The 8,763-nt window shown below is 67.0% G+C and carries 12 protein-coding genes and 1 pseudogene; 5 read left to right on the forward strand and 8 right to left on the reverse strand.

Going from position 1 to position 8,763, the window contains the following annotated elements:
- Positions 1–203, reverse strand: a pseudogene (locus VKI00_RS04220) (hypothetical protein); the annotation flags it as partial.
- Positions 204–661: 458 nt separating this feature from the next.
- On the opposite strand from VKI00_RS04220, the gene VKI00_RS04225 reads away from it, so the two are divergent.
- Positions 662–907, forward strand: a complete 246-nt coding sequence (locus VKI00_RS04225; RefSeq protein WP_324435661.1) for a hypothetical protein — start codon at positions 662–664, stop codon at positions 905–907.
- Positions 908–1,016: 109 nt separating this feature from the next.
- Here the strand turns inward: VKI00_RS04225 and VKI00_RS04230 are convergent, their stop codons facing one another.
- The gene (locus VKI00_RS04230) at positions 1,017–1,229 is read right to left on the reverse strand and encodes a hypothetical protein (RefSeq protein WP_324435663.1); all 213 of its coding nucleotides are present in this window, start codon (positions 1,227–1,229) and stop codon (positions 1,017–1,019) included.
- 74 nt (positions 1,230–1,303) lie between these two features.
- Entirely contained in the window at positions 1,304–1,507 is a 204-nt protein-coding gene (locus VKI00_RS04235; protein WP_324435665.1) for a hypothetical protein, read from the reverse strand.
- On the opposite strand from VKI00_RS04235, the gene VKI00_RS04240 reads away from it, so the two are divergent.
- The 3 genes from VKI00_RS04240 to VKI00_RS04250 are packed head-to-tail and all read left to right on the forward strand — an operon-like array spanning position 1,490 to position 4,573.
- Entirely contained in the window at positions 1,490–2,557 is a 1,068-nt protein-coding gene (locus VKI00_RS04240) for a poly-gamma-glutamate hydrolase family protein (protein WP_324435666.1), read from the forward strand. The two genes, VKI00_RS04235 and VKI00_RS04240, sit on opposite strands and share 18 nt — an antisense overlap.
- Before the next feature lie 28 nt (positions 2,558–2,585).
- Positions 2,586–3,401, forward strand: coding sequence for a TIGR03621 family F420-dependent LLM class oxidoreductase (locus VKI00_RS04245; RefSeq protein WP_324435667.1), 816 nt, complete (start codon positions 2,586–2,588; stop codon positions 3,399–3,401).
- Positions 3,398–4,573, forward strand: a complete 1,176-nt coding sequence (locus VKI00_RS04250; protein ID WP_324435668.1) for a putative sulfate/molybdate transporter — start codon at positions 3,398–3,400, stop codon at positions 4,571–4,573. Before VKI00_RS04245 ends, VKI00_RS04250 begins: the two co-directional genes overlap by 4 nt.
- A 1-nt stretch (position 4,574) precedes the next feature.
- Here the strand turns inward: VKI00_RS04250 and VKI00_RS04255 are convergent, their stop codons facing one another.
- Genes VKI00_RS04255 through glp form a run of 3 tightly spaced genes read right to left on the reverse strand, consistent with a single transcriptional unit; the run spans position 4,575 to position 6,759 of the window.
- The gene (locus VKI00_RS04255) at positions 4,575–5,057 is read right to left on the reverse strand and encodes a MogA/MoaB family molybdenum cofactor biosynthesis protein (protein WP_324435669.1); all 483 of its coding nucleotides are present in this window, start codon (positions 5,055–5,057) and stop codon (positions 4,575–4,577) included.
- The gene (gene moaC, locus VKI00_RS04260) at positions 5,057–5,542 is read right to left on the reverse strand and encodes a cyclic pyranopterin monophosphate synthase MoaC (protein ID WP_324435671.1); all 486 of its coding nucleotides are present in this window, start codon (positions 5,540–5,542) and stop codon (positions 5,057–5,059) included. The genes VKI00_RS04255 and moaC overlap by 1 nt, the downstream gene beginning before the upstream one ends.
- A gap of 11 nt (positions 5,543–5,553) precedes the next feature.
- Positions 5,554–6,759: a gephyrin-like molybdotransferase Glp gene (gene glp, locus VKI00_RS04265; RefSeq protein WP_324435673.1), complete on the reverse strand. Its 1,206-nt coding sequence runs from the start codon at positions 6,757–6,759 to the stop codon at positions 5,554–5,556.
- A 35-nt stretch (positions 6,760–6,794) separates the two neighbouring features.
- Between glp and VKI00_RS04270 the strand changes: the two genes are divergently transcribed.
- Positions 6,795–7,214, forward strand: a complete 420-nt coding sequence (locus VKI00_RS04270) for a molybdenum cofactor biosynthesis protein MoaE (RefSeq protein WP_324435678.1) — start codon at positions 6,795–6,797, stop codon at positions 7,212–7,214.
- An 8-nt stretch (positions 7,215–7,222) separates the two neighbouring features.
- Here VKI00_RS04270 and VKI00_RS04275 read toward each other — a convergent pair whose 3' ends face one another.
- Both VKI00_RS04275 and moaA read right to left on the reverse strand, forming a co-directional pair.
- On the reverse strand, positions 7,223–7,489 hold the full coding sequence (locus VKI00_RS04275; RefSeq protein ID WP_324435675.1) for a MoaD/ThiS family protein: 267 nt from the start codon (positions 7,487–7,489) through the stop codon (positions 7,223–7,225).
- Positions 7,482–8,561, reverse strand: a complete 1,080-nt coding sequence (moaA, locus tag VKI00_RS04280) for a GTP 3',8-cyclase MoaA (protein ID WP_324435677.1) — start codon at positions 8,559–8,561, stop codon at positions 7,482–7,484. The genes VKI00_RS04275 and moaA overlap by 8 nt, the downstream gene beginning before the upstream one ends.
- Between the last annotated feature and the right edge of the window lie 202 nt (positions 8,562–8,763).

The following is an 8,763-nucleotide window of genomic DNA, read 5'->3' on the forward strand; positions in this document are numbered from 1 at the left end:
TAATTATAATCGGGTAGGATTGTTCTAGTTTCGCGAGTCCAATCATTGGCATTCGTGCCCTGTAAATTCAGAATGCAGACCCCACTGAGCACAAGGATCCATTTTTGGTCGCTGATGCTGCGAGGCGGAGACTCGTTCACCGCGACGGCCGCTGGCATGATGAGCCAGTTCTCTCCTGCAAATGGACCGGCTAAAACACCCACAAGTTTTCCCTTTCCGAGGCTTACGTGGCTCGAATCAGACACCCCGGGCGCGATCAATTCAAGAGTGCGGTCCGACCAGCGGACCGGCGTAGCCAGGGTTACAGAGACGGGTTGAGACCGAGCCGCATACGTCGGCGTTCGCCCAGCGACGTTGTGTGCGCCGCGTATCCATGCCGTTGTCGCACAGGTCTCCTCGATGGAAGTAATGGTCAGCAGATCCCGAGCGCATCGCGACGTCGTCCTGATCAGTAGAACCCAACCAGGCCGAGCGCAGGGTGTTAGCTCAAGTTAAAGATAGTTCGACCCATGACGGCAATGAATGACCAGGTCAAACCACGTTTAGCATGACGGTCAGCTACCGGATGGTGCTGATTTATCTGACGTTGGCGCGCTAGCCCTAACAGCTTCCCGCGTTCATACTCAGCCGGCCAGGGCTGCAGCTGGCAGAATTGGCAAGTATGCCCACGCCACCGCGCCGAGTGCTGCGCATGCGGGCGGTTGACCTCACCAACCGCATACCTGGCTACCGATTCCGCGAGCACGGTGAAGGCGACGACTCCTGGAAGCAGGTCAAAACAAGGGCCGTCTCCGAATTGCGTCCCCACGACGGCAGTTTCCTACCCGAAGTGGTGACGGTGCAGTTCACCGACGGAACAGAGCGCTACTTCAACCCCGACGACCCCGTCGAAATCCAACCCGCATGACAGCGAGATAGGTCAAATCACGGGTCGAGACCGCGCCTGCGCGTCTCTCCTTCGATGCGCCGCATTTGGTTACCTGAACATTTGCGAGACGAACGCAGCCCTGATCCACCTACCGTGAGCGGGTCTGCATAGCCCGGGTGGCTTTGGGCTTCGGCGTGACCGGCGTACCCAGCGCCAGGAGTTCGTCCAGCAGGGCGTCCATTTGACTTACCGGCGGCAACGCGCCGCCCCGCTGTCGGTACGCACTGCGGACGCTGACCAGCAAGCGCAATTCCCGTTCGATCGTGTCGCGATCCCGCGTGCTGACTTCCGAACCGTCCATTGAGTGATCCTTGCACCGAAACGATGGCACCAACAGCGTGACGCGCGGGAATTAACCTTGCGGTCATTACCCGATCAGGTCACTGTGTCGGTGTCGCCGTCCAAGAGTTGTTGGGGGACTTGGCCGAACAGGTAGCGTTCGGCGACAGGTTCCAGTGTAGGGGTCCGGATGACGTCGTTGCGGTCGTCGGTCGACACGCCGGGGATGGCGGCGCCACGGCCGAGGCGGACCAAATACTTCGCCCCGCTAACATCGATGTCGTGCCGGCGGGGCGTCATACCTACTTTGCGTACGGGTCAAACCTGTGCGTGCGGCAGATGGCGCAACGTTGTCCCGGCGCCACCGATCCCCGGCGGGCAGTGCTGGCCGACCATGACTGGCTGATCAATCAGCGCGGGGTGGCCACCGTCGAGCCGTTCGACGGCGTGCAAGTGCACGGGGTCATCTGGCAGCTGTCCGATCACGACCTGGCCACCTTGGACAGCGCCGAGGGTGTGCCGCGACGCTACCGGCGCGACCAGCTGACCGTGCACAGCGACGACGGGCCGTCGGACGCCTGGGTCTACATCGACCACCGGGTGCATCCGGGTGCACCACGACCGGGCTACCTCGAACGCATCATCGACGGAGCGCTGCACCATGGGTTGCCGCAGCGCTGGATCGACTTCCTGCGCCGATGGGATCCCGCTCGCTGGCCTCGCCCACGGCCGCGGCCGACAACGCCTGCGCCCCAGTCGCTTTCCGAGCTGCTGTCGGAGGCCGGGGTGACCGAGGAAAGCCGGCTGCGGTCACGCTTCGGGTTTCTCGCCATTCACGGCGGCGGCCTGGAAGAGATGACCGACGTGATCGCCGAACGCGCCGCCGACGCGGCCGACGCGTCGGTGTATCTGGTGCGGCATCCCGACCGTTATCCGCATCACCTGTCGTCGGCGCGCTTTCGCCCCGACGAATCGGCCCCACTCGCGGAGTTTCTCGACCACGTCGATATCGCGATCTCGCTGCACGGATACGGGCGGATCGGACGCGGCACCCAGCTGCTGGCCGGCGGCAGCAACCGCGCGCTCGCCGCTCACGTGGCCGGCCATCTCGACCTGCCCGGCTATCAGGTCGTCACCGACATCGACCAGATCCCGCTCGAGCTGCGCGGGTTGCACCCGCACAACCCCGTCAACCTGGCACGCGACGGCGGAACCCAGCTGGAACTGCCCAGCCGGGTCAGGGGCATCAGCCCCCGTAGTCCGCTACCCGGTGACGACGGGTTGTCACCGGTGACTTCTGCACTGGTGCAGGGCCTTGCCGCCGCCGCGCGGTCCTGGAAATTGAATTAAGGAACGACAACACGATCGGAGTTAGTTGATGGCTCGTGATTTTCGGTTTTCGATAGGCATTCACAGCGCCAAGTCGGGCGCCGCGCTGCGGGACAAGGCGCGACGCCTGGAGGACGCCGGATTCGACGCCATTCATCTGCCCGACCACCTCGGCGCGCCGGCACCGTTTCCGGTGCTGACCGCGATCGCAGCGGCCACCACGACCGTGCGGCTGGGAACCTACGTGCTCAACGTGGGCTTCTACAAGCCGGCTCTGCTGGCTCGCGACGCGGGGGCGGTCAATGACCTCAGCGACGGCCGCCTCGATCTCGGCCTCGGTGCCGGCTACGTGCGAGAGGAATTCGAGGCGGCCGAGCTGCCGTACCCGAGCGCCGGGCAACGCGTCGACTACCTCGAGCACACCACGATCTACCTGAAGAAGCACCTGCCGAACGTGCCGATCCTGATCGCCGGCAACGGAAATCGATTGCTGACGATCGCCGCCCAGCACGCCGACATCATCGGCCTGACCGGCGCCAACGAGCACTGGGCCAAGGACGCGCTCGCCGAAAGGATCGAGTTCGTCCGCACCGCCGCCGGTGACCGGTTTGCCGATCTCGAATTGAATTTGGCAATCACGGGGGTGTCGGACAGTTCCGGCAAACCCGACCTGACGATGACGCGCAGGTATGTGCCCGGTCTGTCCGACGAGCAGTTGCTGGCACTGCCGTCCGTGCTGGGCGGATCGCCTCGCGACATCGCCGACACCTTGGGCGGCTACCGCGACACGTATGGGCTGACATCGGTCACCGTGCAGGAACAGCACGCCGACACCATCGCCAAGGTGATCGCGGAGTTCCGATGACCGTTGTCGATGAGCGACCGAAGTCGGGTGAGGGCTCGTTCCGGTTCGACAGGGCGGAATTAGCCGGAGCGGTGGGCGATCTGGGTGTGCTGGTGCCGATCGCCGTGGCGTTGATCGTGAAGAACGGGCTCATGCCGACGGCGGTGCTGTTGCCGGCCGGGCTGCTCTATGTGGTAGCCGGGCTGGTGTACCGGCTTCCGGTGCCGGTGCAGCCGTTGAAGGCGTTCGGGGCGATAGCGATCGCGCACGGTTTCGGCGCCGACGACATCGCCGCGGGCGCGCTGCTGATGGGCGCGATCTTTGTGACGCTTGGGGCGTCGGGCCTGTTGGATTGGGTCGCGAAAGTGTTCCCCCAGCCGATCATTCGGGGAATTCAGCTCTCGGTGGGACTGCTCTTTTGTCAGTTGGCGTGGAAGCTGGTGTCCGCAACGCCGAAATCGTTCACCGACCATCGGCATTCGGTCTGGTGGCTGGGCGCCGCCACGGTGGCGGTGATCGCCGCGGCGCTGTTGTTGCGGCGCCGCCAGATCACCCTGGTCTTCCTTGCGATTGCCGCGGTGGCGATGGTGCTGACCTTCCACGGCTCGCTGCGCTTCGGCCCGTCGGCGGTGCACACGCCGCACCTGACCTGGGCCGCGTTCTCGGCCGCCGCCGTCGCGCTGGTGCTGCCGCAGTTTCCGTTGTCGTTCGCCAACTCGTGTTTGGCCACCGCGGACACGGCCCGCGCGTACTTCGGCGATGCCGCCTCGCGGGTGCGCCCGGGGCGCCTGGCGATCACTCTTGGCCTGGCCAACCTGTTCGCCGGCGCGATCAGCGGCATGCCGGTGTGTCACGGCGCCGGCGGCATGACCGCGCATCGCAGCTTTGGTGCCCGCAGCGGCGGCGCGCCAATCATGTTGGGCAGCGCGCTGATCGCGCTTGCGCTCGCGTTGGGAGCGACACTGACCGCGGCACTGGCCGGGTTCCCGGTGCCGATCCTGGCGGGCCTGCTGACGGTCGCCGGCCTGCTGCACATCGCCCTGCTGAAGGATCTGCGCGGACCCTGGCACTGGGCGCTGGCCGTTGCGGTCGGAGTCACCGGTTTTCTCAGCAACCTGGCCATCGCGCTGGTCGGGGCGTTGGTGATTTGGTGGGTGGCCCGCGGGATTCAGGCATTGCGGGCCCGGCGCTGACCTACTGCGGGTGATCCTTGCCGGCGAGTTGGTCCAGCGCATGGTCCAGCACGTCGGCGAGCACCCCGAGGCCGTCGCGCACACCGCCCGGCGAACCCGGCAGGTTGACCACCAAGGTTCGCGCGGCCACCCCGCATACCCCGCGGGAAAGCACCGAGGTCGGCACCTTCGGCAGACCGGACCGCCGGATCGCCTCAGCCAGCCCGGGAATCATGTAGTCGAGCACCGCCACGGTCTGGTCCGGGGTGCTATCGCTGGGCGAGATGCCGGTGCCACCGGAGGTGATCACCACGTCGACACCCTCGTCGATCGCATCACGCAGCGCTTCACCCACCGGATCGCCGTCAGCCACCACCATCGGTTGTACCGACGAGAACCCATGCTGCGCAAGCCATTCGGAGATGATCGGCCCGCACCGATCTTCGTAGACCCCGGCCGATGCACGGGTCGAGGCGATGATGACGCACGCCGATCGGTCCGCCATCACCGCTCCCAGGTTCCGTGCCGGCCGCCGTCTTTTCGCAACACCCGAATGTCATCGATACGAGCAGCCGGGTCCACCGCTTTGATCATGTCGTAAAGCGTCAGCGCCGCCACGCTCACCGCGGTCAGCGCTTCCATCTCGACCCCCGTGCGATCGGTGCTGCGCACCGTCGCGCTGATGTCGACGTCCGTCTTTCCGACGCTGAATTCGACGTCGACGCCGGTCAGCGCCAACTGATGGCACAGCGGAATCAGGTCGCTGGTGCGCTTGGCGGCCAGAATGCCGGCGACCCGAGCAGTGGCCAGGGCATCGCCTTTGGGTAGCCCGCCCGCCGCGATCAGCTCCACCACGTGCGCGGAAGTACGCAGCGAGCCCGCGGCAACCGCGGTGCGCTTGGTGGCCGCCTTCCCGGTGACGTCGACCATATGAGCCGCGCCCTGATCGTCGATGTGCGAGAGCGGACCCGAGTCAGCCACGGATTCCATTCTGACAGCTGCTAGCGCAGATCCCAGACCTGCACCGTGGAGCCGGCCGGAATCTCGGTGACCTCTTCCGGGATGTCCAGCAGGCAGTTCGCCGACGCCAGCGACCCCAGGTGGTGTGACCCGGGCGGGCCGTGGCTCACGACGGTGCCCGCGGCGGCGTCGAAAACCCCACGTCGGAACTGACGCTTTTCGGCCGGTGCGGCCAACGTCTCGGTGAGCACGGCGGATCGTCGCGGCCGGCGCGGATCGGGTAGGCCCATCGCGGAGCGCAGCGCCGGGCGGATGAACACCTCGAAGGACACCAGCGCGCTGACCGGGTTACCGGGCAGGGTGACGATCGGTGTGCCGGCGACCCGGCCGGTGCCCTGCGGCATGCCCGGCTGCATCGCGACCTTGACGAACTCCACCCCCTGATCACCGGCGCGGCCGAAGGCGTCCTTGACCACCTCGTAGGCACCCGCGCTGACGCCGCCGCTGGTGATGATCAGATCCGACTCGGTGGCGTACCGGTCCAGCAACGCGGTGAACTCGGCGATGTCGTCGCTGGCAACCGCGGTGGCGACCACCTCGGCGCCGGCGTCTCGGATCGCGGCGGCCAGCATCGGCGAGTTGGACTCGTAGATCTGCCCCGGCCGCAGCGGCTTTCCCGGTGACACCAGCTCCGACCCGGTGGAGATGATCAGCACCCGCTGACGCGGAATCACCGGCAACCGGTGCAGTCCCAGCGCCGCGGCCAGGCCGATCATCGCCGGCGTGATCAGCTGCCCGGCCCGCAACACCGTGGTGCCGGCGGCGACGTCCTCGCCGGCGCGGCGGATGTGTTTGCCCTCGCCGCTGGGTGCGTCGATCCGCACGACGTCGGTCCGCCCGTCGGTGGCCTCGACGGGCACTATCGCCGTCGCGCCGACCGGGATCGGCGCGCCGGTCATGATGCGATGCGCGGTACCCGGCTCGAGGGTGGGGATCTCGGTTCGACCGGCCGGAATATCCTCGGCCACAGGCAGTTTCACCGGATGTTCGGTCGTGGCCGAGGCCACGTCGTCGGCGCGCACGGCGTATCCGTCCATTGCCGAGTTGTCGAAAACCGGCAGCGACACCGTCGCGGTCACATCGTCGGACAGCGCCCGGCCCGCGGCGTCGGACAGGTCGGCGGTGGCGGCGGGCCGGGCAGTAATCAGCCCGGCGACAACGCGTTGATGCTCCTCGACCGACCGCATGGAATCACTAAATATAGTTGGTCTCTGTGGAGTGTCTGGTAGTGCGGGCGGCGCTGACCGATCAGCCGATTTCGCTCGCCGAACACCAGGAGCTGGTGAGCCATCAGGCGGCGGGAGCCATCGTGGGATTCGTGGGGATGATTCGCGACCACGACAACGGGCGCGACGTGGTGAAGCTGGAGTACTCCGCGCACCCGTCGGCCGCCGACGTCATCGCCGAGGTGGTGGCCGAGGTCGCCGCGCACTCCCCCGGGACGCGGGCCATCGCGGCCAGCCACCGGATCGGCGTCCTGCAGATCGGCGAGGCGGCGCTGGTAGCCGCGGTCGCGGCCGATCATCGCCAAGCGGCGTTTGCCGCCTGCGCACAGCTGGTGGACACCATCAAGGCGCGATTACCGGTGTGGAAGCGGCAGGTCTTCGCCGACGGAACCGACGAGTGGGTGGGCTCGACTTAAGAGCCCGGTCATCCCCCGGCGAACGGCGGCAGGACGTCGATCGTGTCGCCCGCCCGCAGCGGCTGGGCTTGGTCGCGAACCGCCACACCGTCGCAGAGAAACGAGCAACGGCCGAGCACGCGGGCCAGTTCGCCGCCGCGGCCGCCCAGCGTTTCGACGAGCTCGCCAACCGTCGCGCCGGAACGCACGGTCAGCTGCTCGGAGTCGGATCCGGCGGCGGCGCGAGCGGCCGCGAAGTACCGCACGGTGATCGTGTCGACCGTCACCTCAGCCACCAATGGCGCTCATCGGTCGCGCCGGCTGGACGAAGTTCGGGTCGTTGATGCCGTGACCCGCCGGTTTGCCCCAGATCGCCGTCCGCCAGGCCGCCTCGATCGCGGCGTCGTCGGCGCCGCCGCGCAGCAGCCTCCGCAGGTCGGTCTCCTCAATGGCGAACAGGCAGCTACGGAGCTGCCCGTCGGCGGTCAGCCGGGCGCGGTTACAGCTCGAGCAGAACGGGTGCGTCACCGAGGCGATGATCCCGACCTTCCCGGTGTGCCCGGTTGCTGGATCGGTGATCCGCCACAACTCGGCTGCCGCCGAGCCCCGCGGCGCCCGATCCGGCTCCAGCGTGAACGAATGCCGTCGCAGCTGCGCCAGCACTTGGTTCGCGGTCACCGTGGCCTCGCGACGCCATTGATGTCCGGCATCCAGCGGCATCTGCTCGATGATCCGCAACTGGTAGTCGTGGCCGAGGCAGAACCGCACCAGCGACACCGCATCGTCGAGGCCGGTCATGGGGTCCAGTACGGCATTCACCTTCACCGGCCGCAGGCCCGCTGCGTGCCCGGCGGCCAGGCCGGCCAGCACGTCAGCCAGCCGGTCGCGGCGGGTGATGGCCGCGAAACGCAGGTAATCGACGCTGTCCAGCGACACGTTCACCCGGTCCAGGCCGGCCCGCGCAAGCGCCTCCGCACGCTTCGCCAGCAGAACCCCGTTGGTGGTCAGCGCGAGCCGTGGCCGCGGCCGCAGTGCGGCCGTGGCGGCGACGATTTCGTCAAGATGCTTGGCCAGCAACGGTTCTCCACCGGTGAACCGCACCTTGGTGATGCCGAGCCGGGTCACCCCTATTCGCACCAGCCTGATGATCTCGTCGGGTTGCAGCAGCTGCTCGGCGGCCTCCCACCGCAGGCCCTCGGCGGGCATGCAGTAGGTGCATCGCAGATTGCAGCGGTCGGTCAGCGACACCCGCAAATCGGTCGCCGATCGCCCATAGGTGTCGACTAACGGGCCGGTGGAAGGGGCCTGCGTCTCAGGGCCAACGAGCCGACGCGGCACTCGCGGGAGGCCGAGCGTCGTGATCGTCATGGCACCGTCCGAATCTGGTCGCGAGTAACGTTTCCATTATCCATCAGCATCCCACCTGCCCCCGTTCTGATATGGGGGACTTCGTGTCAAGTGGGCAGGGTGAAGCGGCGGCCGCAACCGTCGCTGCGGCCGCCGCTTCGTTGATCAGTTGAGTCGTCGGGGTGTCGAGCGTGTCGTATCGACGCGTGTCAGTCTGATATTC

The organism is Mycobacterium sp. (genome assembly GCF_035314665.1).
Taxonomy (GTDB): Bacteria; Actinomycetota; Actinomycetes; order Mycobacteriales; family Mycobacteriaceae; genus Mycobacterium.

What these genes read in the sequence shown, in the direction of transcription:
- VKI00_RS04230 (WP_324435663.1), bottom strand. Translation starts at nt 1,229, where the DNA reads ATGGACGGTTCGGAAGTCAGCACGCGGGATCGCGACACGATCGAACGG.
- VKI00_RS04245 (WP_324435667.1), top strand. Translation starts at nt 2,586, where the DNA reads ATGGCTCGTGATTTTCGGTTTTCGATAGGCATTCACAGCGCCAAGTCG.
- VKI00_RS04255 (WP_324435669.1), bottom strand. Translation starts at nt 5,057, where the DNA reads ATGGCGGACCGATCGGCGTGCGTCATCATCGCCTCGACCCGTGCATCG.
- glp (WP_324435673.1), bottom strand. Translation starts at nt 6,759, where the DNA reads ATGCGGTCGGTCGAGGAGCATCAACGCGTTGTCGCCGGGCTGATTACT.
- VKI00_RS04235 (WP_324435665.1), bottom strand. Translation starts at nt 1,507, where the DNA reads ATGACGCCCCGCCGGCACGACATCGATGTTAGCGGGGCGAAGTATTTG.
- VKI00_RS04225 (WP_324435661.1), top strand. Translation starts at nt 662, where the DNA reads ATGCCCACGCCACCGCGCCGAGTGCTGCGCATGCGGGCGGTTGACCTC.
- moaC (WP_324435671.1), bottom strand. Translation starts at nt 5,542, where the DNA reads ATGGAATCCGTGGCTGACTCGGGTCCGCTCTCGCACATCGACGATCAG.
- moaA (WP_324435677.1), bottom strand. Translation starts at nt 8,561, where the DNA reads ATGACGATCACGACGCTCGGCCTCCCGCGAGTGCCGCGTCGGCTCGTT.
- VKI00_RS04250 (WP_324435668.1), top strand. Translation starts at nt 3,398, where the DNA reads ATGACCGTTGTCGATGAGCGACCGAAGTCGGGTGAGGGCTCGTTCCGG.